Here is a 26,041-nt window from a genome sequence, read left to right as displayed (position 1 = left end):
CATGTATTGAACATATGTTTGATTTTGTGGCAGGCTATCAGTGAACATCTAATCACCTGACGAACATATGTGCAGGTGTCAGACCTTGTATCACTGGAGAGACGTGATGAAAACTATCGCTATTGGTGCCGATGATGCGGCTATCGACCTGAAAAACATTATTAAAAAGCTGCTGGAAGAGCAGGATTATCAGGTAACTGATTACAGTAACGACGCGCAAAATGACCGCCCGATGTATCCGGACGTGGCGTTTGCGCTGGCGACGGCGGTGCAGCAAAAGCAGTTTGAGCGCGGCATTTTGCTGTGTGGCACCGGCATTGGCGTCGCGATTGTTGCCAATAAAGTGGAAGGCGTGCGCGCCGCGCAGTGTCATGACACCTTCTCCGCCGAGCGCGCGCGCAAAAGTAATAATGCCCAGATCATGACCATGGGCTCACGCGTAATTGGGCCGGAGCTGGCGAAAAACATCGTTAACGCCTGGCTGGCATCCGAGTTTGAAGGTGGCGGTTCGACCGCCAAAGTGGAGAAGATCGGTTACTACGAACAAGTGTCACACGCGAAATAATGGGTTATCGGGCGCTGAGTTGCAAAGCCGGCAGCACCTGAGTGCGTGACATCGCCAGCGGCACGCTGACACGACTGGCTACTTTGGTGCATGCCAGCCGTGTCATAGCCGGTGTTTTAACTGCCGCTTAGCGTACCGCTCAGCACCGCAGGCGCATCCTGCTGCACCAGAAAGGCGACCAGCAGGGCGTCGCGTTCACCGTGGATAGCCGACAAGGCAGCGCTATCGCTCACCGCATCGCCTTTTTGCAACCGCACATCCCCGGTGCGTGCAATGCCCTCCAGCACCGTGACCCAGCTGGCATAACCCGGCAAATGCGGCACCTCGATCTGTGCGCCACGATCCAGCCTGACGTCATAGATGTAAACGGCCTGACGCAGCGTCAAAGGTGCCGCGCTGTGCTGCGGACCGGCCAGCAGCGTCCACTGGTTAAGTGCCGCCCCTTCTGCCCGGTACACACTCTGCACCTGCCCTTCACCGTCACCGGATGCCGGGCGGATGTACGCCTGCAGCATTTCGCTTTCAATCAGCGGTGCTGACTCTTCATGACGTACCCCACTGCCCGCGTTCACCAGCAGTGCGCGTTTGCCGTTGAGGGCGAGAGTCTCTCCCTCCTCGCGCCGGTACTGCACCGAGCCGCGCCAGACATAGCTGAAAATTTCATCAACCTGATGACGGCGCATCGGTACCACCGCGCCGGGCTTCAGCGTCATCTGGTCGACAATCGCCAGCGCGCCCAGTTGTTCTCCCGGCCGCTGCCGGCGAATGGTAAAGGGACCGTATTCAAACAGCTGGTCACGCTGCGCTTTAATCACGTTCATCAGTGGCTTCCTCAAAAATCAGGTTCTGATGACCATCATAAAGGCTGCAAAATTGCGTAACAGTAGGGCTTTTTGTTGGCTTAAATCAGTGGTTTTGAATGACCTTCGTCCGCGCCTTTAGTCCGCTGCAGTACGAAGCTGAGCGCCAGGTGCGGGCTGGTGAGTGGCCGCTGTGGCACAGGAAAACGCGACGCGGCGCCGGCCATTGACACCTGCGCTAACGCCACCTGAACCGCGCCCTGCTGCTGTCCCTGAGCGACCGCATCGGCGATCAGCGTGTAATAGTCGTCCAGCCGGCCAGCTTTGAATGCGGCCCAGGCATCCGGGATAAGCCTGACTTGCGGACGCTGGTCAGGTGCCAGACTCTCCGGGCAAAACAGCTGGCGCGTACTGTGCAGCGTAGACTCCGCGGCACACAGCACCAGCGCGGGTGCGCCACGGCGATGCACTTCGTCCGCCAGCATACGGTCAGTGCGATAAACCGCACAGCGCTGTTGTGGATCGCGCAGGCTGTCTGCGGCGGCACCTAAGGTAGAGCAGGTAATCAGTATCGCGTCGAACCACGGCGTCAGGCTGAGTAACAGCTGCTCCAGACGCTGCTGCTGGGCCGGCGTCATGCCACCGCTGAGCTCTGCTTCTGCCAGCAGATGTGGCATCACCAGATGGCTGATTTGCTGAGGCGGAATGCCGAGCGACTGTGCGGCGTCATTAAAAATAGCAATATTACTGGCGGCGGTATGCAGGCAGGCAATGGTCACAACGATTCCTTATCGCTTCAGGTTCAGTACGTTGCACTATAGCCATAATCGGTGACGGAATGCAGCTTTACCGCTGCCTGGCAGGCTTCGCCGGATGCGGTGCAAGGCATTTCTCAACGCCTCGCACCATGCAACCTTCCTTCAGCCGGTCAGCGCGAAATGCGATCTCAGAACCACACTTCTGCCTGTACGCCAAAGTTCCAGCTACCGCCAGCGGTAAAGCCCGCGCTGCCGAAATCATCGTTCAGCGCATAGTTGTCCAGCGCTTTAGACCAGTTCATCCAGGTCGCGAACAGGCGAATCTCCGGTCGCACCAGCATGTCGTTGATGTTGCCGACTTTAAATGTTGGCGCAAAGGTCAGCTTATACACATCGCCCTTCACCGCGTTGTACGTCGCGATGCTACCGCCATCCTGATAGCTGCGGCCATTGGGTTTGAGGTCCATATATAGCCACGATGCCTCATATTGCAGCGCAAAGTTTTCCGTAATCGCCTGGGATGCGCGCAGGTTGATGGTTACCCAGTCATAGCGATCGCCTTTGCGGTAGCGATCCTCGCTGTGCTGCGCCAGCAGCGACGGGGCCACTGACCAGCGATCGCTGAGTGGCATCACGCCAAAAGTGGCCAGTCGCAGCGCGCTGGCGTTGCGCGTTAAGTCGCCGTCGCCACCGATCTGCCGGGTTTCTGCGCCCAGTCCTTTCCCCCACTGAATGGCGTGAGTGCTGCTGCCCGGTGCCAGCCCGTAGAAGCGGTTTTTATCGTGCCAGGCCAGCATGGTAAACACGCCGTGCTTTGCCGTATCGTCACTGCGCAGCGCATAGCTGCCGGTGGTCGATGCGCGCCCTTTCAGCTCGTCGTTGCCGTTTGCGCTCATGCCGGTCAACATCCACTGCCAGTTACCGTAAAACTGGTTTGAGGTCAGCAGCAGGTTTTGCACGTTGTTATCGTCGTAGCGGCTGCTGCCCAGGTCGCCAAAACTGCGGCCATAAATGGAGAAATCGCTGCGCCATTGCTCGTTCCATTGCAGGTTACTGATGCCGCCGCCGGTGCCGCCAAGAAAGACGATATCGGTATCGGTGAAGTGCAGATCAAAATTGTCGCCGTCAAAGCGTTTGCCCGCCCACAGCGAGGCATGTTGCGCGGCGCCCCCAAAGCTGGGCAGATCGCCCATTTCGACATACACCTGGCGGATATTCAGGTTGTTGTCGTTATTCTGCACCCACGGGTCCGGACTGGATGAGCCATCTGCCAGCAGCGCTTTGAAATTGGCCCACGAACCATTACTGAACCGGGTTTGGTTATGAAAGCCCAGCTCGATGTAGTGATCTTTTTCATTACCTAACCGGCCAATATGCGCATCGCCGCCGATCGAACTGGCAGGCGAAATAGCAGGTCCGGCACGTCCACCGCGCCCTTTATCATTAATCAGCAGGCCGGAACGGGCGTAGCCGGAAAAGCGGAACGTGTTGGTTGTTCCGGCACTCGCCTCCTTTTGCTGCTGCTCATCGCGCGCGATTTTCTCTTCCAGCTGGGCCAGACGCTGCTCCAGCGTTAATGACTGTGCCGCTGCACTGCCACCCACCATCATCCCCGCGATAGCCAGCGCCAGGCGCGCGGTTTTAGCCTTATGCATCACCATATTTATCTCTCTTATTATGTCCATTCATTAATTACAACGGGATTGCCTTTGACGCAGCGAGAGCATAAATAAGCGGATTGTGGTTCTTTTTGATCAATATCATTAAATTAAAAAGTGATATTTTACATGAAGTTATAAGATGATTGATTAATTCGATGTCTGTTTTTACTTAAATGGAAAAATCCTTTGCGACCTGTCTTAAAAGACTGGCGAATTAATTTTTCTTTTCCGATCCCATTCGCAGAATGGCGCTTTTACCGGCACGGAAAATCTGCTTAGCCTGCAGCAGAAATAAAAAACAAATTTGCGAGCTGTGCCGCATCGCTTAATGCGGCAACCAGATGAGACGGCGCAATTATTCGGGCAAGCCTGCGCCTCGCTGCTACGCTTAGTGGTTGGATTATCCTTACAAAAGCTGGAGATATTATGAGCAATGACGATCGCAAGCCGACCACCACGGATGCTGGCATTCCGGTAGCCAGCGACGAACATTCTTTGTCCGTCGGTCCTGACGGCCCGCTGATGCTGCACGATCACTACCTGATTGAGCAGATGGCTAACTTCAACCGCGAACGTATTCCAGAGCGTCAGCCGCACGCCAAAGGCAGCGGTGCATTTGGCTATTTTCAGGTGACAGAAGATGTCAGCCGTTACACCAAAGCGGCGGTATTTCAGCCCGGCACCAAAACCGATGTGGTGATGCGCTTCTCCACCGTGGCCGGCGAGCGCGGCAGCCCGGACACCTGGCGCGATCCGCGCGGCTTCGCGATCAAGTTTTACACCAGCGAAGGCAACTACGACATGGTGGGCAATAACACGCCGGTGTTCTTTATTCGTGACCCGATGAAGTTCCAGCACTTTATCCGTTCGCAGAAGCGCCGTGCCGACAACAATCTGCGCGATAACGATATGCAGTGGGATTTCTGGACGCTGTCGCCAGAGTCGGCGCACCAGGTGACCTGGCTGATGGGCGACCGCGGCATTCCGAAAAGCTGGCGCCACATGAACGGTTACTCCAGTCACACCTATATGTGGGTTAACGCCGCCGGGGAAAAATTCTGGGTTAAATACCACTTCAAAACCGATCAGGGTGTGGAGTTCCTGACGCAGGATAACGCCGATCTGCTGGCCGGCCAGGACGGCGATTACCATACGCGCGATCTGTTCAGCGCCATCAAAAATGGTGATTTCCCCAGCTGGACGCTGTACATGCAGATCATGCCGTTTGCCGAGGCGGAAACCTACCGCTTCAACCCGTTTGATCTGACTAAAGTATGGCCACACAGCGATTATCCGCTGATTAAAGTCGGCAAACTGATGCTGAACCGCAACCCGACCGACAACCATGCGCAGATTGAACAGGCGGCGTTTGAACCAAACAACCTGGTGCCCGGCATCGGGCTGAGCCCGGATAAGATGCTGATTGGCAGGGTGTTTGCCTATGCCGATGCCCACCGCGCCCGTCTTGGCGTTAACTACAAGCAGATTCCGGTTAACGCCCCGCAGGCACCGGTGCACAGCTACAGCAAGGATGGCGCGATGCGCATCAATCCGGTCAGCGATCCGGTTTATGCGCCGAACTCGAAAGGCGGTCCGGTGGCGGACGGCGAGCGCTACCCGACGGATTCCACCTGGGAAGCGCACGGCAACATGGTGCGCGCACCCTACACGCTGCGTCAGGATGATGATGACTTTGGCCAGGCCAATACGCTGGTCAATAAAGTGCTGGATGAGGCGGCACGTGATCGTCTGGTGAATAACGTCAGCGGTCATCTGCTCAACGGCGTGGAGGAGCCGGTGCTGTCGCGCGCGTTTGAGTACTGGCGCAACATCGACCAGACGATTGGCGATCGCATTGCCCAGCGGGTACAAACCGAGCGCGCCAAGCGTTAATGCGCTGATTTATAAATATAAAAAAGGCGCCCGCGGGCGCCTTTTTTGCATCGACAGGATTATTTCAGACGGAACGCCACCACGCTGTCGCCGGCTTTGGTGCCGAGCGAACCGTGACCGCCTGCGGCAATCACCACGTACTGCTTACCGTCGCTGCCCATGTAAGTGGATGGTGTCGCCTGTGCGCCGGCGCTAAGCTCCTGCTGCCACAGCAGTTCGCCGGTGGTGCTGTCATAGGCGCGAATGAAGTTATCTGCGGTCGCACCGTGGAACACCAGATCGCCGGCCGTCAGCAGTGGCCCGCCGTGCGCCACCATGCCCATCGGGAAGCCAATCGGGAAGCGGCCCGGCAGGAAGCTGGTTTTCAGGTTTTTCGTGGTGCCAACGCGACGCAGCCATTCGGTTTTGCCGGTTTTCAAATCCACGCCGACCATGCGGCCCCACGGCGGTGCAATGCACGGAATGCCGAGACCGGAGGCCAGCTGCTGGATGTGGATGGCGTAATCACCGTGGAAGTTTTCGTTCCAGTAAGGCTGGCCATCTTTGGTGAACAGGCGCTCCGTCGCCGTGGCGGGCGTACGCTTGATCAGGTTGTATTTGTAGGCGAGGCGAACCGGTGCGGCAATCAGCATCTGACGCTGCGGATCAACCGCCACCGATCCCCAGTTAAACACCCCGATATTGCCCGGGAACACCAGCGAGCCGCCTTCTGTGGCTGGCGTCCACGGATTGCCGTCATAGCGCAGGCTACGGAAATCCATACGGCAGGCCATTTGATCAAACGGTGTGATGCCCCACATTGACTTCTCAGTCAGCGGCTGCGGAATAAAGTTCAGACTGGATACCGGCTGGGTGGCGGCGAATTTCTCGCCCGGCACGCCGCCTTCCGTCGAAACCTTCACGTCGTTAACCGGATAAACCGGCTGGCCGGTCAGGCGATTGAGCACAAACAGGTTGCCGGTTTTGGTCGGCAGGATCACCACCGGCTGTTTCTGGCCCTGATAATCGATATCGACCAGCGACGGCTGTGACGGATTATCGCGGTCCCACAGATCGTGATGGGAGCTCTGATAGCGCCATTTGAATGCACCGGTCTGCAGATCGAGCGCCACTAACGCATCACGGAATTTTTCAGTGTTGCTACTGGCATCACGCTCAATGCCCAGTTCATCCGGCGAGGCGTTGCCAAATGGCACATACACCAGGCCGTTTTTCAGGTCGGCGCTCAGCGTACCCCAGGCCACCGGCGTATCCTGCGGATAGGTCTGGCCAGCAGCTATCGGCGCGGTATTCTGTGGATTAGCCGGATCAAAGTTCCACACCAGACGACCACTTTGCACATCATAGGCGCGAATTACGCCAGAGGGGTTACCGCTGTTGAAGCCGTTATCCATAACCGAGCCGCCGACAATCACCAGATTGCCCGCGACCAGCGGCGCGGCGGTCTGCATCAGCGCGTGTGGACGAACCTCACCCATATTGGCATGCAGATCCACCACTCCGTTGTTGCCAAAATCGGCGCATGGTTTGCCGCTGTCGGCATCCAGCGCAATCAGCCGGGCGTCAGTGGTGGCGTTAAAGATGCGCTTGCGGCACATCGCCGGCGTCGCGGCCGTGTCCTGTGCGGCAACCGGTGCGCCCGCGTAATAGCTGACGCCACGGCAGGTCTGATGCTGCTGCAGATAAGAACGATCTTTCGCCGGCGTGTATTTCCACTTCACTGCACCACTCTGCGGATCAAGCGCGTGGACCTCATTGTGCGGCGTACAGAAATAGAGCATGCCGTTGGCTTTCAGCGGCGTGGCTTCGAAGGTGTATTCGGTGGCATCGTTATCCTGACGCAGATCGCCGGTGTGATAGGTCCAGGCCACTTCGAGATTGCGCACGTTCTCTTTGGTGATCTGATTCAGGGCGGAGAAACGCAGGCCGTCGGCGGTACCGCCGTAGGCGGTCCAGTCAGCGCTCGCGCCCTGCTCGCTGTTTTGTTCACGCGCATTGGTGATGGTGCCGGCCTGCGGCAGCGGATCGTAAAAGCACAATCCAATCACCAGTACAATCATGATGGCCACCGTGCTGCCGAGTAGGCCGTGGAAGCGACGCTGTCCCTGATACAGCGGTTTGACCACCCACGGCATCGCCAGCCACAGGCCGATCACGCCAAACAGATCGCCGCGCGGGATCCACTGCCACTTGTCGAAGCCGACTTCCCAGATCATCCATGCCAGCGTGATCCACATCAGCACCGCATACAGGGTCAGCGCGCTGCGCTGATTGCGGAACAGTAAAATGGCGGTGATCAGTAATCCCACCGCCATCAATGCGTAAAATGCGCTGCCGCCCATCATCAGCAGCTTGCCGCCCATATAGAGCAGCGCAACACCCAGAATCGCCAGCACGAGACTGGTCAGTTTGTTTATCATGCGAATCCCTCAACGCTCATCATTATTAACCACCCCAAACTAAAGACACATAAACTCAACAAAATCTTAACTTACGTAACCGTTAGTTAAAAATCTGCCTGGCGGCGTGTCGTTAGTGCCGCTTATCAATGTAGCTCTGCTCCTTCATGCTGCGCCCCGCTTCGCTCGTAGTGTGAGTGAAATCACGTTTCAATTTTGTTGGAGGAAATTAATCAATCATCAGGAAAATCCGCATTTTTTGATAACGCAGCGTGCGATATGACGAAGGGCGCGACAGGCGTGCTGCCGGGCAGCCTGCAATTTGTCGGCGTACGTATTTCTGGTGAAATTATTTAATTGATTAGTGGCGTACAAATGCGATTTGTCCTGGTCATGTCAGAACCTGATGGTAAAAAAGCAGGCAACGCTGCGCTTTGCCCTAAAAATAGCGTCTTTCCGGCGCGGTGACATTGATAAATGAAATAGCGTATTTATTATTTTGAGAGTTTCCTTAGCCTGTCTGCCAAATTAATCGGTGATATATATTATCTGACTGCTCTGCGGCAAAGCCGCTTATAAAAAGAAGGTTATTATGATCAGCGCAGACGCTTTTTATCGCAAATTACGTTTTCCATTTAAACTCACACATGCTGCCATTAAATTTCCCGTGGCCAATGCGCACGCCCGGCAATACCAGGTCCTGTCAGCAGAACAGACCATCGATCTGCTGCTCAGCGATGACCGGCTCTCAGTGTGCCGCTATGGGGATGGGGAACTGGAAATGACGCTATTTAAGAATATTGGCTTTCAGTCTTTTGATGAACGCCTTTCCATTCGCCTGAAAGAGATCATGCGCCGTGGCACGCAGAGCGATAATCGCTGTCTGCTGTGTATGCCTGATGCCTTTCGCGGCACCGGGAATATGCGTTTTGGCTCAGCGCTTTTCTGGTTTTTTCATAAAGCGTTTTTCTTTCGCCACTATGAGCATTTATTAAAGAAAGGCTATCGCTATGGTAATACGTCGGTAACGCGACCTTATCATGATTATAAAGATAAACAGCCGGCGGCACGTATTTTTGCCAAATTTAAACAGCTGTTTCACGATAAAAAAATTCTGATTGTTGAGGGTAGCGGCACGCGCCTTGGTCTCGGTAACGATCTGCTCGAAGGTGCCCGGCAGATCCGGCGCATTACCACCCTCAACCGTAACGCGTTTTCGGTTTATAACGAGCTATACAGTAATGTGCTGGCGCACGCGCGCGAGTTCGACATGGTATTGATCTCCCTTGGCCCGACGGCAACCGTGCTGGCTTACGACCTCAGTCAGCACGGTATTCGCTGCATTGATACCGGCCATATCGATATTGAGTATGAGTGGATGCGCAGCGCGGCACGCACCAAGGTGCAGGTCGCGGGGAAAAATGTGAATGAGGTCGGTTTATTACAGAGTGACGAGCAGCATGAAGCGGATGCGCATTACCGCAGCCAGATTCTGCTGCACGTTGGCTTAGGTCAGGAGCCACTGCGCAGTGCCGCAGTGGTCACGCAGCCGATAGTGTGATGCAGCGCACCGTAACCGATCGTGCCGGCGATCGGTTTGGTGCAGCACGCTCAGATAGCGAGTATTTATTAGCCAGCGCGATGGTTTCGACTGCGGCGGCGCGGGCACTTATGCCATGGCGGACACTAATTAGTTAGCAGCCTTAGCAATCTGGCATTACCTTTGCTTAATGATTCCTGTGTTCATTTTCAGGAGTCGCATGATGAAAGCGTCCTCAACCCGCTACACCATTTTCTCGCTGCTGTTTCTCATCGCACTGATTAACTACATCGACCGCGGTGCGCTGTCGTTCGCCGCCAACGCCATCTCGCAGGAATTTCACTTCAGTAAAGTGCAACTCGGTGCCGTGCTGGGCTACTTTGGCTTTGGCTATCTGTTCGGGTCGCTGTGCGGCGGCTTCCTTGCCGACCGGCTGGGCACCAAAAAGGTCTGGCTGATGGCTGGCATTCTGTGGTCGCTGCTGGAGATCGCCACCGCCTGGGCCGGAGAGCTGGGCATGGCGCTGTTTGGCGGCTCGGCGATCATGGGGTTTGCTGCACTGCGCGTGCTGTTTGGCTTCAGCGAAGGGCCGGCCTACGCGTTGATGAACAAAACCATCGCCCACTGGGCACCGGATAACGAACGCGGTTTCGCGCTGGGAATTGGCCTGCTGAGCACCCAGTTGGGCTCGCTGCTGACCGCACCGATTGCCGTCGGACTGCTGCTGCTCACCAACGACTGGCGCATGATGTTTATGCTGCTCGGCGCGTTTTCACTGCTGGCGATGCTGCTGTTTGCCCGCCACTTTACTGATACGCCACAGCAGCATCCCCGTGCCAATGCCGTCGAGCGTCAGCTGATCATTGCCGGGCAACGCCAGCAGCCGCAGGACGAAGGCGCGCTGCCGTGGTGGCGCTTCTTCACCAGCCGCACGCTGGTGTGCAACGCGCTGGGCTATTTCAGTTTCCTCTACATCACCTTTACCCTGGTGACCTGGCTGCCGAAATATCTGCAGGATAATTTCCACTATGACCTGCACTCGCTGTGGTATGTGGCGATGATCCCGTGGAGCGGTGCCTGCCTGACGGTGCTGCTGGGCGGGCGCATCGCCGATCGCCTGCTGGCGCGCTTTAACAATCTGCGGCTGGCGCGCAACCTGTTTGCCGCCGTGACGCTGTGCGCCACCGCCTGCTGCTTTATGGCCATTCCCTGGGTCGGATCTGCTGCCGGGATTATCGCGCTGATGACGCTCGGCAACGCGCTCAATGCGCTGGTGAATAACGTCTACTGGTCGGTCGTGATTGACGTGACGCCGAAGGCATCGGTCGGCACCTTCAGCGGCATGACGCTGGCCATCGCCAACCTCGCGTCGATCATTTCACCGATGCTGTGCGGCTGGCTGGCGCAGTACTACGGTTATAACGCCATGTTTACCGTCACCGCCTGTATCGCCTTTGGCAGCATGCTGGCCATGACGCTGCTGCAGCCGGAGAAACGCCTGCAAGCCGATGCGCCGCCAGCCGCCGCGCAGCAGGCTGTGTAAGGGTTATCGCCCGTGCCGCTGGCAGAAGGCGGCGATATCCGGCGACTGAAAATCCGCCAGGTGCGCCATCAGCTTCTCCAGCGGCCAGTTCCACCAGGCAATCGCCTGCAGCTGCGCTGCGATGTCAGCGCTGAAACGGGCGCGAATCGGTTTCGCCGGCACACCTCCGACAATGGTGTAAGGCGGCACATCTTTACTCACCACCGCCCCGGCCGCCAGCACGGCGCCGTCACCGACCGTCACGCCAGGCAGGACAATCACGCCGTGACCGATCCACACATCGTGACCAATGATCACCCGATCGGCACGGCGTCCGGCGAAGAAACCGGCATCGCGCTGCGCGTGGCTGTCGTAATACTCCGGGCAGTAGGTGAAGCGATGCTGTGAGGCGCGATCCATCGGATGATTCGGTGCCCCGATACGCACCTGATTGGCGATGGCCGTGAAGCGGCCAATCTGCGTATCCGCCACGCAGCAGTGTTCCCCAAGGTAGGAAAAATCACCCAGTTCGCTGTATTCCAGATAACTGTGCGCCAGAATTTCACACTGCTGGCCAATCTGCGTGTCGCGCAGACGGACGCTGGGATCGATCGCGGTGTGTTGCAGTTTAGCGGGATGCTGTGTGGCAGAAATCATAAAGCAGGTACTCCGTTGTGGTCAGATGTCTGGATAAGTGGTTGCCTCAACGCAACCGCGAGCCACAACACTAGAGCGGGAAGATGACAGGAATGCTATCGTGTTGCTCCACCGGGAGATCTTCAGGAGAAAATGGAATGAAAGCGTCCCTGCCGTTATTAGCCTTGCTATTCAGTACCGCCCCCGCCTTTGCCGCCCTGCCGCCCGACATCAAAGCCGGAGAAATTGTGCAGGTCGAACTGGCGCAGCTGCATCCCACTCAGGCCGCCATTGGTTATCGCCAGCTGGATTACAAGCAGCATCGTTATCAGGCCGATCCGGAAAAGCTGTTCGATGACTATTGCGAAAGCATGGGACAAAAAGGGGTGAAAAGTTTCACGCCGCGCTCCACCCTGCGCGATCCGGCCAGTTTCAGCTGTAAGGCGCCGGTCGGCAGCGAGCCTGGCCCGATGAAAACCGCGGTGATCGGCCCGGATAATCAACTGTACCTGACTGATGGCCACCATACGTTCAGCAACTTTGCTGACATAGCCGGCCTGTCAACGCCGGTGCAGGTGCGCATTACCGATGATTTCCGCCCGCTGAAAAGCCAGGCTGCTTTCTGGCAGAAAATGGCGGCGGCACATCTGGTGTGGCTGGAGACGCCAAACGGTAAAATCGCCCCCGAAGCGCTGCCGCAGGAGCTGGGTCGCCAGCATATGCAGGATGATGAGTATCGTTCGCTGATCTACTTTGTGCGCGATATCGGCTTCGATAAGCCAGACAACCCGCCGCCGTTCCTGGAATTCTTCTGGGGACAGTGGCTGAGCCGGGAACTGCCGCTGAAAGAGTTCAACCTGCGCGACCGCGACGGCTACGCCGCAGCGGTGAAAAAGGTGGCGGAGAAGATGGTGAGCGTGCCGAAGGACACGGTGATTGCGCAGAGTGATAATGGTCCGCTGACGGCGCAGGCGCTCGGTGCCAGAGACGCGGTGAACCAGAAGGCGCTGAACAAGTTAAGCGCCGATAACGGTAAGCTGAGCTGGGCGTTTAAACGTTAAGCGGGCTGGGTAGTGTTGGGTTTATCCAGGTGCGCATCAATGCGCACCCTACAAAATTACACACTATTGCGGCTGGTGCGCAGCAATACGCACCCGACAAAACCCCACACCAATGCTGCTGGTGCGCGGGCATGCGTTTTGAGCCGTTGTGGCAGGGTCGCCATGGATGGCAACCGAAAACGGCGGTTACACCAGCTCGCTGTTTTTAACATCCGCGGACGGTGCCAGCAGGTTTTGATCGAAGGCGCGCAGCGGCTGGCCGTGGCGAACGCGCAGTGGCCAGTCCGGATTGGCCAGCGCGCTTTTGCCCAGCGCCACATAATCTGCGCCCTGATACAACGCCATGCCGGCGCGTTCGGCATCTGACAGCGATCCGTTGATCACCACCGGCAACTGTGGCGCAGCCTGGCGCGCCAGCTGCAGCAGCGACTCTGCCGCGTCCGCGAACGCTGGCTGCAACGCATCATGCTCGGTCAGGTGCAGATAATCGATACCTGAGTCGGCCAGCAGCGCAAACACCTGGCGCGCTCCGGCAGCGCCCTCCTGCCATTTATGCGTAAAATCATTCACTTTTCCCTGAGAAATCCGCACGCCCAGCGTGACGTTGGCACCGATGCGCTGCCGCACCGCGGCGATCACCTCCCGCGTCAGCGTCAGTCTTGCGATAATATCGCCGCCCCAGCGGTCGCTGCGCTGGTTGGTGTAATCGGTAAAGAACTGATCGAGCAGATAACCGTTGGCCGCGTGAATTTCAATGCCGTCAAAACCGGCTGCCTCAATGGCGCGCGCCGCGCTGTCAGCAAAGGCGTCAATCACCTGCTCAATCTGTTCATCACTCATGGCGCGCGGCAACGGATAAGCGCCGTGGCCATGGTAAAACCGCAGTTGTTCGCCACGTGGCGGGATCGCCGAAGGCGCCAGCGTATCGCGCCGGTAAATATTGCCCTGCGATATCGCACCGGCGTGCATCAGCTGTGCAATGATTTTGCTGCCGTGCTGGTGCACGCTGTTGGTGATGGCCCGCCAGCCGGCGATCTGCTGGCGATTGACCAGCCCGGCCTGAAAAGCGTAAGTCTGTGACCAGGCTTCATCGATGTAGAGACCTTCGGTGATTATCGCGCCAAAGCCACCGCGGGCAAAACGCGTGTAGTACTGCTGCATACGCTCGCCCGGGACCCCATCCACACTGGCGGAAATGCGCGTCATCGGTGCCACCATCAGGCGATTGGTTAAATCGAGGTGGTTAAGCGTACTGCTCTGAAACAGGTGTTTGTCGGACATTTGGCGCTCTGAGGTAAATTATCATCAGGAGCCATTATAGTGAGTCGCTATTGTGGCAAAAATGACCGATTATGATACGTCTGCTTAACGGAAACCGTTACAATGAACTCCCGGGATATTGATGTTTTTCTGATGGTGTCGCAAACCCGCAGCCTGACGCAGGCGGCGCGGCGGCTCGGCACCACTACTATGACCGTGTCGCGCCGGCTGGCCTCACTGGAGGAGGATCTCGGCGTACGGCTGCTGCATCGCACCACGCGCGCCATTGCCCTTACCGATGAAGGCGAAGAGTTTCTTCCCTATGCCAGAACGCTGGCCGAGACCGAACAGAGCGCACGCAACCTGTTCGCGCCCGATAAACAGGGGGCCACCGGCCAGCTGCGCATCACCGCGCCTACGGGGTTTGGCCGCCGCACCATCATTCCACTGCTGCCGTCACTGATGGAGCAAAACCCCGGGCTGCGCGTTGAGTTTCAGCTCAGCGACGATGTCACGGACATTGTCGGGCTGGGCTTTGATGTCGCGATTCGCATCGCCCCGCTGCGCGATTCCCGCCTGGTGGCACACCGTCTGGCCGACAACCCGCGCCGGCTGTGTGCGGCTCCGGGCTATCTGCAACGCTTCGGCACGCCGCGTCATCTGGCGGAGCTGCATCAACACCACTGTCTGCGCCTGTCGAATGTGGTGCAGTGGAGTTTTATGGTGGACGGTCATCTCTCCAGCCTGAGCGTTGACGGGCGCTTTAGCGGCAGCAATGTCGAAGGGGTGCGTGCGCTGTGCGTGGCCGGCAGCGGCATCGCGCAGCTATCCGAATGGGATGTGCGGGAAGAGCTGGCATCCGGCGAACTGGTGGCGCTGGAGCTGGAGGACGCGCAGCCGCAGATGCTGGGCGTGTGGGCGCTGTTTCCCACCACGCGCCACCTGCCGGCGCGCGTCAGCGTGTTTGTTGCGGCGCTCAGACAGGCGATGCAACAGCAAAGCCGGCCCGGCGCGTGACGCGGGCGTACGAAAAAAGGCGGAGGGGTGAGCTCCGCCTTATTTCAAGTTCCGGTCAGTGCGCCTGACCGGTCAGTTGCAAAAGGGCAACGATGATTTGCAGGATCACCCGGACCAGGTCCAGGAGTAATCGAACAAGTTCCATCACTTTCCTTCTCCTCTGACAGGAGCGCGCTGTTCAGCTTTCGGGGCCCTGACTCTACCCGCCGACCGCCTAAGCACATCTGTGAGGAGCGCTGAGCGGCACTCATTGTGAAAGCCACAGGCCAGCACCACCTGAAACCTGCCGGGGTTTGACTATCCGCGCCCCTGGAGTCATCAGAAAACAATAAGCATCCGCCGCGCTCAACACCTGTATAACCATACAGTATTTTAGCGAAACTTGAAATCTTTCGCTGCACATTTTATCATTCCTTTTGTGAGGAGTGCTGAGCACCCCGTTCCGAGCGCGGTTACCAGCCGGGTGACGAACATAAAAAAAGGATTTGGCGACCTGGCCAAATCCTTTTTTATTGCCTGCGATGATCCTACTGTGCGGCGCTGATACGCCAGATCGCGTTGCCGGCATCGTCGGCAATCAACACCCCGCCCTGATTATCCGTCGCCAGTCCTACCGGCAAACCGCGTACCTGCTTCTGATCGTCGGTGAGGAATCCTGACACCACCGTCTGCGGTTGCCCGACCGGTTTGCCGTTTTCAAATTTCACCCAAATCACTTTATAGCCGTTGAGCGGCGTGCGGTTCCAGCTGCCGTGTTCACTGATGAACGCGCCGCCGCGGTACTGCGGCATATTATCCGCGCCATAGAACAGCAGGCCGAGCGGTGCCACGTGTGAGCTCAGCGCATAGTCCGGCTTGATGGCTTTCGCGACCAGATCCGGCCGCTGCGGCTGCGCGCGCTCGTCGACGTGCTGACCAAAGTAGCTGTACGGCCAGCCGTAGAAACCTTTGTCCTGCACGGAGGTCAGGTAATCCGGCACCAGATCCGAACCGATTTCGTCACGCTCGTTGGCGATGGCCCACAGCTTGCCGCTTTGCGGCTCCCACTGCAGACCGGTAGGATTGCGGATGCCGCTGGCATAAATGCGGCTGGCACCGGTTGCGGCGTCCACTTCCCACACCGCCGCGCGGCCATACTCTGCGCCGATACCGTTCTCAGTGATGTTACTGTTGGAGCCGACACCGACGTACAGTTTGCTGCCGTCCGGACTGGCGAGCAGCGCTTTGGTCCAGTGGTGATTCAGCTCACCGCCCGGCAGCGACGTCACCTCTTCCGGCGGCGTACGGATTTCGGTTTCGCCGGTCTGGTAAGGGAATTTCACCAGGCTGTCGGCGTTAGCCACATACAGCGTATTGCCAATCAGCTGCATGCCAAACGGCGCATTGAGGTTTTCGATAAACCGGTGCTGTTCCCACTTGCCGTTAACGTTGCGCAGCAGCGTGATGCGGTTGCCGCCCGGGCCACCTTTGCCGGAAGATTTCTGCACCAGGCTCATGATCAATTCTTTTGGTGCCGTAACCGGGTTTTTCACCCCGTTGGCTTCTGCCACCAGCACGTCGCCATTAGGCAGCACATACAGCTGACGCGGGTGCATCAGGCTGGCCGGGATTTTCTCGATCTTCAGGCCGTCGGCCACTTTTGGTGTCTCGCCCTCTTTCCACGCGGTGCCTTCCGGCACCTGCATCGGCGGCATAAAGAAGTTTTTGGCCTGCGGCAGCTGCGGATCAGGGCCGATTTGCCGTTGCGGATCGAGGTCCGATCCGCTGTCGCAGGCGCTCAGCAGTACCGCAATTCCCAGCGCACTCATTACACGAAATTTCATGGGCGACCTCCCTGTAAACGACGCTCGCGCAGCGCCAGCTGCAGATTCGCTATCAGCAACACCACCACCACCAGGGTGGAGAGCGTCACGCCCATCGGCACCACCGCATAGGCATCGCGGCTGTGAATGAATGCGTTGACGATGGCCAGCACGATTGCCAGCAGCGACAGCCAGAAATGGGTCTTCTCTGCGGCAGGTGCGCCACGGAATAAATGAATCAGGCTGATTAGTCGCGGCACAATAGCCAGCACCAGCCCGATGGCAATCAGCCAGCTGGCGGCTTTGGTCCACATGACGATGAAGGTTTGCAGATAGATAATATCAAACAGCCAGGCAGCAAAGAAAAAGCCCAGCGGCAACGGCTCAAGCAGGGTAAACAGCGTCACGCCAACAACCGAGCGTCCCGAGGTATGGTACATCGCACTCTCCCTATCACAGTTTTTCCAGGCGAGAGCGATCCGGCCAGGCATCGCTTCGCACGCCTGAGAAATATTAGTAAAGATAAAGAGTCATGCGCACAGCCCGCACAAAAAGTTAACCGTGCCGACGGAACTGGTTCAGTTCCTGCGCGTCGTGGCTGCAGAACAGTTGCACCTCTTGCGCGTGCTGCAGTGACAGTTCACGCAGCCGCTGCTGATTGCTGTGCCAGGCGGCGCGGTCACTGCACATCAGGCGCTGATAGGCGCGCAGGCCCGGCGTACAGTGGCGCTGGCTGTGGTACATTTCACCGCGATAAAACCAGGCGTCGCCGCCATGCAGCAGCCAGCCGCCCTGATGACGAATCGCCACGCCCGCATGGCCCAGCGTATGTCCCGGCAGCGGCACCAGCAGAATCTCATCGCTGAGATCGTCGACCGCCTTCACCGCATCAAAGCCATACCAGCGCTCGCCGCCGCTGGTGTAACCGCGCCAGCCATCGTGCGCAGTCCACTGCTGCGGGCGAAACCGCTGACGCGCCAGCCAGCTGCTGTCGCCCGCCTGGGTTACGGTATCCAGTTCACGCTGCAGCAGATGAATGCGGGCGGCCGGAAAATCACTGATGCCGCCGGCGTGGTCAAAATCGAGGTGGGTCAGAATAATGTGGCGCACATCCTCCGGGCGAAACCCCAGCAGCTGAATCTGTGCCAGCGCGCTGAGCTGCTCGTTATAGCGAATATTATTTAGCGCGCGGAAAAAGCCCGACAGGCGGCGGTCAGGATGGCGCATGTCCTGCGTGCCCAGACCGGTATCCACGAGGATTAAACCGTGACGGTCAGTTTCCAGCAGTAAGCAGTGGCACACCAGTTCAGCAAACGGACCTTTGCTGAAACCATCGAATAACGCGCCGCCGAGCGGGCACATGCAGCCACAGTTGAGGTGATGAATTCGCATTGTTCTCCCCCAAAATAAAATGGCGCGAGCGCGCCGTTATTAAATGAATAAATAAAAAGTGATTTAACATATATGTGCCATGATGATGCTAATTGCAAATAAACCAGAATGATTCATTTATCAATTTATTTATTACTCATTTAATTTCAATGCATTGAAATATTGAATGCAGATTTTTAATAAGCAAAAAAATAACCGCAACGCAAGGTTATTCACGCTACGGTTATTTAACGCGGTCAATTACCGTTATTGATTAATCAGGCAACGCGTGCCGCCCACCACAGCCGCAGCTTGAGCCCCCAGCTGCTGGTCCAGCCGCTGCTGGTGCTGACCACCTTGCCCTGATGCAGCACGATGAATGTCGGCGTGGCGCTGATTTGCCAGCGCTGTCCCAGCGCCCCGCTTTCATCATTGACGGCGAATCCCCGTACTCCTTTTTTATCCAGCCAGGTGGCAACGCGCGCATCGCTGCCGGATCGCAGAGCCACGCTGACCACCTGCGTGCCGTGCTGACTGAGCGCGGCTACCGTCGGTGTGGTGAGTTTGCACACGCCACACCAGCTGGCCCAGACGTAAACCAGCACCGGCCGCTGCTGGCTCAGCGTCGCCAGGTTCACCTCGCCCTGCAGCGCGCTGAGCGGCTGCCGGGCCACATCCGCGGGCAGCTGCGGTGCACGCAGCCAGTCCATGGCCAGCAGCAGCGCCGCTGCCATCAGCACCAACAGCACGCCTTCACGCAGCCAGCGCGTTACCCGGCTCATGGCTGAGCCTGCAGCGCACCTTTTACCGCGGCTTCCAGCTGTGCGTAAGGCACTGCCCCGCTGATCAGCTGATTGCCAACCAGCGTGGCGGGCGTACCCTGCACACCCAGCTGCTGCGCCAGCGTCAGGTTGAGGTTGATGGTGTCGAGGCTGGCGGTGCTCGGCGCCGACAGGCTGATGCCACTTTTGTCCAGCGCGGCGGCGATGCTGGCTTCATCATGGTTGCCTTTCTTTGCCATCAGCCGTTCATGCAGCTTAAGAAAGTTATTCGGCTGCTGCTCCCACACCGTCAGCGCCAGACGCGCCGAACTGAGCGAGCTTTCAGCGCGGTAAGGCAGCGGCTTCAGTACCACCGCCACCTGCGGATAGTTGTGCAGCAGTTTTTCGATATCCGCCTCAAACTTTTTGCAAAAGACGCAGTTGTAGTCGGTGAAATAGACCAGCGTCAGTGCCGGTTTTTTAGCACCGATGCGCGGTGAGCCGGCATCGTTAAACAGCGCCGCGCGGTTTTTTTCTACCATCTGCGCGACCACGTTTTGCTGCTGGCGCGCGGCTTCTTTATCAAATGCGTCGGCAGCTTCTGCCAGAATCGCCGGATTTTGCACCAGGGTTTCGCGAATCAGCTGTTTGATGCGCGCCTCCTGCTCGGGGGTAAATGGCGCGGCGGCCAGGGCGGGTGCTGCCAGTAACATCAGCGAAAGTAACAGGGATTTTTTCATCATTTTTTTGCCTCAGAGAGTATTGAAATCACCGCATCACGACTTAATAACGGCGATAAAATCTGGCCGTGCGGCAGTGCCGGACCATAAATCTGGTTAAAGGGGATCGCTACGCGATCGCGGCGGCGCAGGAACTCGCCGATGGCCGGATCCGGTTGAGTCCAGTCACCGCGCAGCAGCACCACATCCTCTGCGCCGAGGGCGGCACGCACGTCAGGCTGATTCAGCACCCGCGATTTATTCACTTTGCAGGTGATGCACCAGTCAGCGGTGACATCGACGAATACGCGTTTATCCTGCTCCAGCGCCTGATTGATGGCGGCTTCGGTCAGCGGTTGCCACACCAGCGATTCTTCTTCCGGGGAGAGGCGCGTCAGCAGTAACAGCGCGCCCGCCAGCGTCACGGTAATGAACACCAGACTTGCCTGCGGCAGCGCGCGGCGTGCGATTAGCCAGCCCGTCAGCGCCAGCATAAGGATGGCCGCCAGCAGAATGGCGACGGTGCTGCCCCAGTGGGGAATCAGCAGCGTCACCAGCCACAGCGTTGCCAGCAGCATCAGCAGCCCCAGCAGCGTGCGCAGATGCAGCATCCAGCGCCCCGGACGCGGCAGGCAGCGCGCCATACCCGGCAGCGCCGCAACCAGCAGCCACGGCAGACTCATGCCGACTCCGAGCGCGACAAACAGCAGCCACAGCTGCGGCAGCGGCGCGGTCAGCGCATAGGCGACGGCGGTGCCAAGAAACGGTGCGCTGCACGGTGTCGCCAGCAGCGTGGCAAAGGCCCCCTGGCCAAAATGCCCTGCCAGACCGGCACCGCCATGCGTCGCCAGCCGGGTAGTCAGGCCGGAAGGCAGGCGGAAATGCAGCAGATCGAACAGACTGGCGCTGAACAGGAACATCACCAACACCATCACCAGCAGAAAGCCGCTGCTCTGAAACTGAATGCCCCAGCCCAGCGCCTGACCGCTGAGCCGTAGCACGGTCATCAGCAGCGCCAGCAGCAGGAAAGAGAACAGAATGCCGGCGCTGGACGCGAGAAACTGCTGACGCGTCTGGCGTTGCGTCTGTCCCTGCTGCTGCACCAGACTGCTCAGTTTGATCGCCAGCACCGGCAGCACGCAGGGCATCAGGTTGAGAATCAGCCCGCCGAGCAGCGCCAGCAGCACTACCGACCACAGCGTGGCGTTCCCGGCGGAGGGAGAAAACAGCGGCTGATGACCAAGGGTCAGCTGGCTTTGCTGAGCGATACCGGCGTCAGCGATAACCAGCGACAGCGCTTTACCGCGCAGGTCCGGCGCAGCCTCGCCCCATTCATCGGTCACCGCCACGCGGGCAGTCAGCGTCTCGCCCTGCACGTTGATTTGCGGCGCCGCCAGCATGCTGCCCTGTGGATAATCAAAGAACAGTTCCGGCTGCTGCCAGCCCTGCTGACGCTGCGCCCGGATTTGCAGCGTGCCATCAACGAAGCTGGCATCAAGCTGATCGGTCAGCCCGCTGTCAGCCGGGATCTGCCCCATCGCCTGGGCGAAATCACGTGCAAAATCCGGACTGGCGGGCTGCGAGAGATCGAGCTGGAACGGAAAATCCGTCAGGATGCAGACGTCGCTACAGGTGGACAGCGTCAGCGTGCCGGCCAGCGTGCCCAGCGGGGCAGATTCGAGCACGATGGGCAGCGTAACGTCGCCTTTGTAGCCCTGCGTGGTGAGGCCGCTGACGTCAAAGCGCGCTGGCACTGGCCACGACCAGCGGGCGTTGACATCCGGCGTTTGCCAGCGGATTTCCGGCGCGACGCCGCCTTCGCCCGGCGAGCGCCAGTAGGTTTTCCAGCCCGGCTGCAGGCGAATATCCAGCAGCAGTTGCAGGTGATCGCCCTGCGGCGCAGCGCGCAGGCGCACTTCGGCGTGGCTGTTTTGCGCATTGCGCAGCCAGCCGGTATCGGCGGCTTGCACGCTCAGCGCGCAGCTCGCCACGAGGAGCAGCAGGCTCCTGATCAGGAATGTCATAATCGTTTCTCCGGTGAATAACAGGGTTTACGCGGTGGATCGCGTAGTGTTATTCCCGGAAGACGCAGAGCGTGAGATGGCGCCGTCGCAGCGGCACAAACAGCGGTTCACGCCGCCAGACAGTGGCAGACGAGGGCTGGAAGAGCGTGGCGATCAACGCCAGCAGCAGTACGAGGAATGGCAGCGCGGTATCGAGCAGCGGCGCGCTGCCGCTGAGTGACTTAGCGCCCAGCGCACAGGGTTTATCACTGCTGGCACCGTCATCAACGGCGGCGCTGTGAGCAGTAATGCTAACGACAGGCTGAGTCGGGAGATTGAAGCTGCGCTGGACGAGACAAAATGCCAGCACCAGACAAACCAGTGCCAGAATCCATTTTGCGCGTTGGGGCGATATCGTCATGCCACAGCCTCAGAGAAAAGTGCGGCCAGTTTATGCAAAAGCAGCAGAAACACCAACCCCTGCTGTGTAAACTTTTGTCTTTATGCCAGCGGGATCGTGCTGACTGCAGAGAGGGAGAAATTATTTACGTTGATTAATCAGCAAGCGCCAGCGGCGGCGTTCGCGCAGCAGGCGTTGATGCAGCCGCTGCAGCTGGGGTAACGTGAGCGCGGCGACCGCTTCTGGCGTAAGCACCGGCAGTCCCTGCTGTTTTCGCAGTGCCTCACTGGCGGCGTCGGCGTTCTGGTGTGGCTGGCACTGCGCCAGTAGCGTCGCCTGCCAGCCCTGCAGGGTTTCATCGTTGATGGCGGCGAGTTCACTCACCATGTCGCGCAAAAACGCTTTGCAGTGTTGCAGCAGCGTGCGCCAGCCAATGGACGGTGATTGCAGCGCCAGCTGCAGTCCATCCACATCCGCCACGCGCTGGTAGCGCGCTGACACCACATAGCCAATCTGTTGCCCGACCCGCAGGCGCTGAAAGAAGCGTGGTTCAAACATCAGCGCCAGCGCACGCAGCGCCGCGAGGCTGGCATCATCGGCAGCGGGCAGCGGAATAAACAGCAACAAGGCCTGATCGTTCGCCGCACAGCGCAGCGCGCTGACGCCGTGCTGTAGTGTAGCCGCGCGCGCCGGCGCAGGCTGAGTCTGAACCACCTCGCTCAGCCCGTGCGCGACGTGCTGACTGACGCTTTCGCTGTGGCCGCACCAGGCGGCCTGCCATGCAGGATGCGCAGCCGGGGCCAGCAGCTGCTGAGGTAGCGCCTCCAGCAACTGACGAATCACAATACTTTGTGCAGCGCGGTGCGGTTGCGGCAGCACCGGCGCATTCAGCGCCGCCAGCACCCCAGGCAGCTGTTGCAGCGCGGGCATTGCATTGTCAGGCAGATCAATCACCAGTTGCCAGACGCCCTGCTGCTGTTGCCAGCGTCCGCTGCCACCGGCATGGCGCAGTGCGGCCAGCCGTGGGCGCAGCTGCTGCTGCCAGCTTAACGCCGCCTCGTCACTCAGGGTGTGATAAAACGCCGGGCGCACCAACAGCGTTTCCCGCGGCTGCACCGGATTTGCGCGCAGTAACGGCGCGCCATTTGCCGGGAGTTCCGGCAAATGCAGGGCGTCAGCGCACGGATAAAATGACCAGTTAACCGGCGTGACCGGGCCAGCCGCAGTCTGTGGCCATGGCGCGCGCTGCAGACAGAATCCCTGCGTGGTGTAAGGCGCGGCGGACAGCTGTCGCTGCGTCAGCAGCCGCGTACACGGTGCCTGTGGCAGCGCGGCGATAAAACCGGTGAAATCTGCGGGAACGTCAGCTGACGGCGCCGATCCCAGCGCCCGTCCACGTAGCTGCGTCAGCGGCGACAGCACAGCGAAATCCTGCTGTGCCAGTTGCAAATAGTGAGCATGCTGCGCTGGCGTGGCGGCGCGCACCGCAAGCAGATGCTGCCAGAAGAGCTGTTCAATGCGTCTTGCTGCCGACGCCGACAGCGCTGGCGCACTGAAGCGCAACGCCAGCCAGCTATGATCGGCGCTCTGCCACAGCCATTCGCACTGCAGCGATGCGCACAGTTGCTCGCTGCGCAGCTGCGCCATCAGGCTGCCAGGGGCTTCATCCTGCCAGAAAGCCTCCAGCAATGTGACGTTGTCACGCAAAGCGTTTTCTTCGCCGGTGATAAACAGGCTAAGCCAGAATGACTCTTCATCGGCAAGCTGGATGAGCGTTTCAACAGGCTCCGGCGCAGGAATGGCTGGCAATAATGAGTGCGCCGCACCGCCTGGCTGGCGAACAGCAAACGCCTCGGCCAGCTGCTGTAATTCATCCAGCGATTGCGGTCCGCTCAGCCACAGCTGCTGGTTGGCGGCGACAAAATGCTGCTGATGAAACAGCCTCAGCGCCTGCTGCAGTTCCGTTACGTTGTCACCAAAACACGCTGCACTCCCGACGCGAAAGCGGCGCAGTGCGCCATCGGCCGCGTCGAGCAGCGCTGCTTCACTCAGCGTTTCGGCATGATGCCGTAGCAGCTGAAATTCTGCCTCAATGACCGCCGCTTCCTGCGTAATCGCCGTACCGGTCAGTAGTGGCGCAGCCAGCACATCTGCCAGCCTTGCCACGCCCGCCGCCAGCGCCTGCGCCGGCAGCTGGAAGAACCAGGCACTGCGGCTGAGTTGCGTGGTGGCATTCACCTGACCACCCTGTTGCTGCAGCCACGGCATCAGGCGCTCATCGCCGGTAAAGCCCGCGCTGCCGCAAAACAGCAGATGTTCCAGCAGATGCGCCAGGCCGGGCCAGCGATCGGGTTCGTGCAGGCTGCCTGCGCCGACGCGCACCAGCGCCGCGCTTTCCCGCGCGTCGGGCTGGTGCGACAGATGACAGCGCAGACCGTTAGCCAGCGTCAGGCTGCGTTCGCACATCAGGTGACCCGCTGTTTGAAAATCAGCTCAGAATTGCTGCGGTTACGGAACTGCAGCTGGGCGATTTTGATATCGCTGCAGCTGGCTTCGCGGCGAGCCTCAAGAACTTTTCCGTGATGCGGCGACTTGCTGCACACCGGGTCGGTGTTGTCGGCATCGCCGGTCAGCATGTATGCCTGGCAGCGGCAACCGCCGAAATCTTTCTCTTTCTCATCGCATGAGCGGCACGGTTCCGGCATCCAGTCGAAGCCGCGATAGCGATTGAAGCCAAACGAGTTGTACCAGATATCCTCCAGGCTCCGCTCCAGCACTGAAGGGAACTGCACCGGCAGCTGGCGCGCGCTGTGACAGGGTAACGCCGTACCTTCCGGCGTCACGCTGAGAAATATCGATCCCCAGCCGCCCATACAGGGTTTGGGCCGCTCTTCGTAGTAATCCGGCGTGACGAACAGCAGATTGGTGAGATTACCGCTGCTGCCCATGCGCTCACGGTAGCGCGCAACCACCGCTTCGGCGCGGGCAATCTGCTCGCGCGTTGGCAGTAATCCCTGACGGTTAAGATGCGCCCAGCCGTAGAACTGACAGGTGGCCAGTTCGACATCGTCCGCCTCCAGCTCGATACACAGATCGATGATTTTATCGATCTGGTCGATGTTATGGCGGTGCAGCACGAAGTTCAGCACCATCGGGTAGCCGTGCTTTTTCACCGCTTTTGCCATCGCCAGCTTCTGCTGAAACGCCTTCTGCGAACCGGCCAGCGCGGCGTTCAGCGTTTCATCACTCGCCTGGAAACTGATCTGGATGTGATCCAGCCCGGCGTCGGCGAAGGCGTCGAGCTTTTTCTCCGTCAGGCCAATGCCGGAGGTGATCAGGTTGGTGTAAAAACCCAGATCGCGCGCGGCGCGAATCAGCTCCGGCAGATCTTTGCGCGTCAGCGGTTCACCACCGGAAAAGCCCAGCTGCACGCTGCCCATGGCGCGTGCCTGGCGGAACACCTCAATCCACTGTTCGGTGCTCAGCTCCTGTTCCTGCTGCGAAAAATCCAGCGGGTTCGAGCAGTAAGGACACTGCAGCGGGCAGCGATAAGTCAGCTCGGCCAGCAGCCACAGCGGCGCATTCACGCCAGGTTTATTCGGGTTCACGACACTGGATCCACTTCTGTTCAATGGCCGATTGCAGGAAGTCTTTGACGTCATCATCGACGCCGCCCGCCTCCGGAAAACGCGCATTGAGCGTGGCGATAATGGCCGCCACATCCTGCTTGCCGGTCACCAGTTCCAGAATGGCGGCAGCGGTTTCATTCAGCTTCGCCATCCCTTCCGGGTAAAGCACCACGTGGCTGTCCTGCGCGGCTTCCCACTGCAGACGATAGCCGCGGCGAAACGCCGGAATCAGAGTCTCTTTCAT

Annotated in this window: 23 protein-coding genes; 7 read left to right on the top strand and 16 right to left on the bottom strand. The window is 58.8% G+C overall.

The annotated features are described in order from the left end of the window. Positions 1-106 precede the first annotated feature (106 nt). Positions 107-565 carry an RpiB/LacA/LacB family sugar-phosphate isomerase gene (locus C1Y43_RS00495; protein ID WP_021506001.1) on the top strand — a complete coding sequence of 153 codons (459 nt, stop codon included), beginning with the start codon at positions 107-109 and terminating at the stop codon, positions 563-565. A 116-nt stretch (positions 566-681) separates the two neighbouring features. On the opposite strand, the gene C1Y43_RS00490 is transcribed toward C1Y43_RS00495, so the two are convergent. The 3 genes from C1Y43_RS00490 to C1Y43_RS00480 all read right to left on the bottom strand — a co-directional run bounded on the left by C1Y43_RS00490 (position 682) and on the right by C1Y43_RS00480 (position 3,733). Further along, positions 682-1,386 carry a pirin family protein gene (locus C1Y43_RS00490; RefSeq protein WP_104186621.1) on the bottom strand — a complete coding sequence of 235 codons (705 nt, stop codon included), beginning with the start codon at positions 1,384-1,386 and terminating at the stop codon, positions 682-684. Between the two features lie 80 nt (positions 1,387-1,466). Next, positions 1,467-2,144, bottom strand: coding sequence for a glutamate racemase (locus C1Y43_RS00485; RefSeq protein ID WP_104186619.1), 678 nt, complete (start codon positions 2,142-2,144; stop codon positions 1,467-1,469). Between the two features lie 167 nt (positions 2,145-2,311). Beyond that, entirely contained in the window at positions 2,312-3,733 is a 1,422-nt protein-coding gene (locus tag C1Y43_RS00480) for a carbohydrate porin (protein ID WP_369974294.1), read from the bottom strand. 477 nt (positions 3,734-4,210) lie between these two features. Here C1Y43_RS00480 and C1Y43_RS00475 point away from each other — a divergent pair, with 477 nt between their 5' ends. Further along, on the top strand, positions 4,211-5,677 hold the full coding sequence (locus C1Y43_RS00475) for a catalase (protein ID WP_104186617.1): 1,467 nt from the start codon (positions 4,211-4,213) through the stop codon (positions 5,675-5,677). A gap of 59 nt (positions 5,678-5,736) precedes the next feature. Here the strand turns inward: C1Y43_RS00475 and C1Y43_RS00470 are convergent, their stop codons facing one another. Then, the gene (locus C1Y43_RS00470; RefSeq protein WP_104186615.1) at positions 5,737-8,097 is read right to left on the bottom strand and encodes a membrane-bound PQQ-dependent dehydrogenase, glucose/quinate/shikimate family; all 2,361 of its coding nucleotides are present in this window, start codon (positions 8,095-8,097) and stop codon (positions 5,737-5,739) included. A gap of 195 nt (positions 8,098-8,292) precedes the next feature. On the opposite strand from C1Y43_RS00470, the gene C1Y43_RS23775 reads away from it, so the two are divergent. The 3 genes from C1Y43_RS23775 (at position 8,293) to C1Y43_RS00460 (ending at position 11,159) form a co-directional block, all read left to right on the top strand. Next, positions 8,293-8,433 carry a hypothetical protein gene (locus C1Y43_RS23775; protein ID WP_158252657.1) on the top strand — a complete coding sequence of 47 codons (141 nt, stop codon included), beginning with the start codon at positions 8,293-8,295 and terminating at the stop codon, positions 8,431-8,433. 235 nt (positions 8,434-8,668) lie between these two features. After that, positions 8,669-9,637: a GT-D fold domain-containing glycosyltransferase gene (locus C1Y43_RS00465; protein WP_104186613.1), complete on the top strand. Its 969-nt coding sequence runs from the start codon at positions 8,669-8,671 to the stop codon at positions 9,635-9,637. Positions 9,638-9,839: 202 nt separating this feature from the next. After that, the gene (locus C1Y43_RS00460) at positions 9,840-11,159 is read left to right on the top strand and encodes an MFS transporter (RefSeq protein ID WP_104186611.1); all 1,320 of its coding nucleotides are present in this window, start codon (positions 9,840-9,842) and stop codon (positions 11,157-11,159) included. Positions 11,160-11,162: 3 nt separating this feature from the next. Here C1Y43_RS00460 and C1Y43_RS00455 read toward each other — a convergent pair whose 3' ends face one another. Further along, positions 11,163-11,795 carry a DapH/DapD/GlmU-related protein gene (locus tag C1Y43_RS00455; RefSeq protein ID WP_104186610.1) on the bottom strand — a complete coding sequence of 211 codons (633 nt, stop codon included), beginning with the start codon at positions 11,793-11,795 and terminating at the stop codon, positions 11,163-11,165. Between the two features lie 137 nt (positions 11,796-11,932). On the opposite strand from C1Y43_RS00455, the gene C1Y43_RS00450 reads away from it, so the two are divergent. Next, positions 11,933-12,835: a ParB/Srx family N-terminal domain-containing protein gene (locus C1Y43_RS00450; RefSeq protein WP_104186609.1), complete on the top strand. Its 903-nt coding sequence runs from the start codon at positions 11,933-11,935 to the stop codon at positions 12,833-12,835. A gap of 186 nt (positions 12,836-13,021) precedes the next feature. Here the strand turns inward: C1Y43_RS00450 and C1Y43_RS00445 are convergent, their stop codons facing one another. Next, on the bottom strand, positions 13,022-14,116 hold the full coding sequence (locus C1Y43_RS00445; protein ID WP_104186608.1) for an NADH:flavin oxidoreductase: 1,095 nt from the start codon (positions 14,114-14,116) through the stop codon (positions 13,022-13,024). A gap of 102 nt (positions 14,117-14,218) precedes the next feature. On the opposite strand from C1Y43_RS00445, the gene C1Y43_RS00440 reads away from it, so the two are divergent. Beyond that, positions 14,219-15,112: a LysR family transcriptional regulator gene (locus C1Y43_RS00440; RefSeq protein ID WP_058769838.1), complete on the top strand. Its 894-nt coding sequence runs from the start codon at positions 14,219-14,221 to the stop codon at positions 15,110-15,112. A gap of 527 nt (positions 15,113-15,639) precedes the next feature. Here C1Y43_RS00440 and C1Y43_RS00430 read toward each other — a convergent pair. The 10 genes from C1Y43_RS00430 to pqqD all read right to left on the bottom strand — a co-directional run bounded on the left by C1Y43_RS00430 (position 15,640) and on the right by pqqD (position 26,041). After that, positions 15,640-16,935 (bottom strand): sorbosone dehydrogenase family protein, encoded by a 1,296-nt coding sequence (locus C1Y43_RS00430; RefSeq protein WP_021505987.1) that lies wholly within the window; start codon positions 16,933-16,935, stop codon positions 15,640-15,642. Next, the gene (locus C1Y43_RS00425; protein WP_021505986.1) at positions 16,932-17,354 is read right to left on the bottom strand and encodes a DUF2231 domain-containing protein; all 423 of its coding nucleotides are present in this window, start codon (positions 17,352-17,354) and stop codon (positions 16,932-16,934) included. The genes C1Y43_RS00430 and C1Y43_RS00425 overlap by 4 nt, the downstream gene beginning before the upstream one ends. A gap of 115 nt (positions 17,355-17,469) precedes the next feature. Continuing rightward, positions 17,470-18,306: an MBL fold metallo-hydrolase gene (locus tag C1Y43_RS00420; protein ID WP_104186606.1), complete on the bottom strand. Its 837-nt coding sequence runs from the start codon at positions 18,304-18,306 to the stop codon at positions 17,470-17,472. A 257-nt stretch (positions 18,307-18,563) separates the two neighbouring features. Beyond that, positions 18,564-19,067 carry a thioredoxin domain-containing protein gene (locus C1Y43_RS00415; RefSeq protein WP_104186604.1) on the bottom strand — a complete coding sequence of 168 codons (504 nt, stop codon included), beginning with the start codon at positions 19,065-19,067 and terminating at the stop codon, positions 18,564-18,566. Further along, complete coding sequence (locus tag C1Y43_RS00410; protein WP_088517198.1) at positions 19,064-19,786, bottom strand: DsbA family protein; 723 nt, start codon at positions 19,784-19,786, stop codon at positions 19,064-19,066. Before C1Y43_RS00410 ends, C1Y43_RS00415 begins: the two co-directional genes overlap by 4 nt. Continuing rightward, complete coding sequence (locus tag C1Y43_RS00405) at positions 19,786-21,789, bottom strand: protein-disulfide reductase DsbD (RefSeq protein WP_104186602.1); 2,004 nt, start codon at positions 21,787-21,789, stop codon at positions 19,786-19,788. Before C1Y43_RS00405 ends, C1Y43_RS00410 begins: the two co-directional genes overlap by 1 nt. A gap of 49 nt (positions 21,790-21,838) precedes the next feature. Then, entirely contained in the window at positions 21,839-22,189 is a 351-nt protein-coding gene (locus C1Y43_RS00400; protein WP_104186601.1) for a hypothetical protein, read from the bottom strand. A gap of 120 nt (positions 22,190-22,309) precedes the next feature. Further along, positions 22,310-24,634, bottom strand: a complete 2,325-nt coding sequence (gene pqqF / locus C1Y43_RS00395; RefSeq protein ID WP_104186599.1) for a pyrroloquinoline quinone biosynthesis protein PqqF — start codon at positions 24,632-24,634, stop codon at positions 22,310-22,312. Continuing rightward, positions 24,634-25,776, bottom strand: coding sequence for a pyrroloquinoline quinone biosynthesis protein PqqE (gene pqqE / locus C1Y43_RS00390; protein WP_104186597.1), 1,143 nt, complete (start codon positions 25,774-25,776; stop codon positions 24,634-24,636). The genes pqqF and pqqE overlap by 1 nt, the downstream gene beginning before the upstream one ends. Further along, positions 25,763-26,041, bottom strand: a complete 279-nt coding sequence (gene pqqD / locus C1Y43_RS00385) for a pyrroloquinoline quinone biosynthesis peptide chaperone PqqD (protein WP_021505975.1) — start codon at positions 26,039-26,041, stop codon at positions 25,763-25,765. Before pqqD ends, pqqE begins: the two co-directional genes overlap by 14 nt.

This window comes from Pantoea sp. ICBG 828 (genome assembly GCF_002928355.1).
Classification (GTDB): domain Bacteria; phylum Pseudomonadota; class Gammaproteobacteria; order Enterobacterales; family Enterobacteriaceae; genus Pantoea; species Pantoea dispersa.
This window is presented reverse-complemented; position numbering and strand designations above follow the sequence as displayed.

Bases quoted from the DNA above. Each gene is read 5' to 3' on its own strand.
- C1Y43_RS00400 (WP_104186601.1), bottom strand. From the start codon at position 22,189: ATGACGATATCGCCCCAACGCGCAAAATGGATTCTGGCACTGGTTTGT.
- C1Y43_RS00465 (WP_104186613.1), top strand. From the start codon at position 8,669: ATGATCAGCGCAGACGCTTTTTATCGCAAATTACGTTTTCCATTTAAA.
- C1Y43_RS00480 (WP_369974294.1), bottom strand. From the start codon at position 3,733: ATGATGGTGGGTGGCAGTGCAGCGGCACAGTCATTAACGCTGGAGCAG.
- C1Y43_RS00420 (WP_104186606.1), bottom strand. From the start codon at position 18,306: ATGCGAATTCATCACCTCAACTGTGGCTGCATGTGCCCGCTCGGCGGC.
- C1Y43_RS00415 (WP_104186604.1), bottom strand. From the start codon at position 19,067: ATGAGCCGGGTAACGCGCTGGCTGCGTGAAGGCGTGCTGTTGGTGCTG.
- C1Y43_RS00425 (WP_021505986.1), bottom strand. From the start codon at position 17,354: ATGTACCATACCTCGGGACGCTCGGTTGTTGGCGTGACGCTGTTTACC.
- C1Y43_RS00495 (WP_021506001.1), top strand. From the start codon at position 107: ATGAAAACTATCGCTATTGGTGCCGATGATGCGGCTATCGACCTGAAA.
- C1Y43_RS00460 (WP_104186611.1), top strand. From the start codon at position 9,840: ATGAAAGCGTCCTCAACCCGCTACACCATTTTCTCGCTGCTGTTTCTC.
- C1Y43_RS00450 (WP_104186609.1), top strand. From the start codon at position 11,933: ATGAAAGCGTCCCTGCCGTTATTAGCCTTGCTATTCAGTACCGCCCCC.
- C1Y43_RS00490 (WP_104186621.1), bottom strand. From the start codon at position 1,386: ATGAACGTGATTAAAGCGCAGCGTGACCAGCTGTTTGAATACGGTCCC.
- C1Y43_RS00405 (WP_104186602.1), bottom strand. From the start codon at position 21,789: ATGACATTCCTGATCAGGAGCCTGCTGCTCCTCGTGGCGAGCTGCGCG.
- C1Y43_RS00475 (WP_104186617.1), top strand. From the start codon at position 4,211: ATGAGCAATGACGATCGCAAGCCGACCACCACGGATGCTGGCATTCCG.
- C1Y43_RS00470 (WP_104186615.1), bottom strand. From the start codon at position 8,097: ATGATAAACAAACTGACCAGTCTCGTGCTGGCGATTCTGGGTGTTGCG.
- pqqF (WP_104186599.1), bottom strand. From the start codon at position 24,634: ATGTGCGAACGCAGCCTGACGCTGGCTAACGGTCTGCGCTGTCATCTG.
- C1Y43_RS00440 (WP_058769838.1), top strand. From the start codon at position 14,219: ATGAACTCCCGGGATATTGATGTTTTTCTGATGGTGTCGCAAACCCGC.
- C1Y43_RS00410 (WP_088517198.1), bottom strand. From the start codon at position 19,786: ATGAAAAAATCCCTGTTACTTTCGCTGATGTTACTGGCAGCACCCGCC.
- C1Y43_RS00430 (WP_021505987.1), bottom strand. From the start codon at position 16,935: ATGAAATTTCGTGTAATGAGTGCGCTGGGAATTGCGGTACTGCTGAGC.
- pqqD (WP_021505975.1), bottom strand. From the start codon at position 26,041: ATGAAAGAGACTCTGATTCCGGCGTTTCGCCGCGGCTATCGTCTGCAG.
- C1Y43_RS00455 (WP_104186610.1), bottom strand. From the start codon at position 11,795: ATGATTTCTGCCACACAGCATCCCGCTAAACTGCAACACACCGCGATC.
- C1Y43_RS00445 (WP_104186608.1), bottom strand. From the start codon at position 14,116: ATGTCCGACAAACACCTGTTTCAGAGCAGTACGCTTAACCACCTCGAT.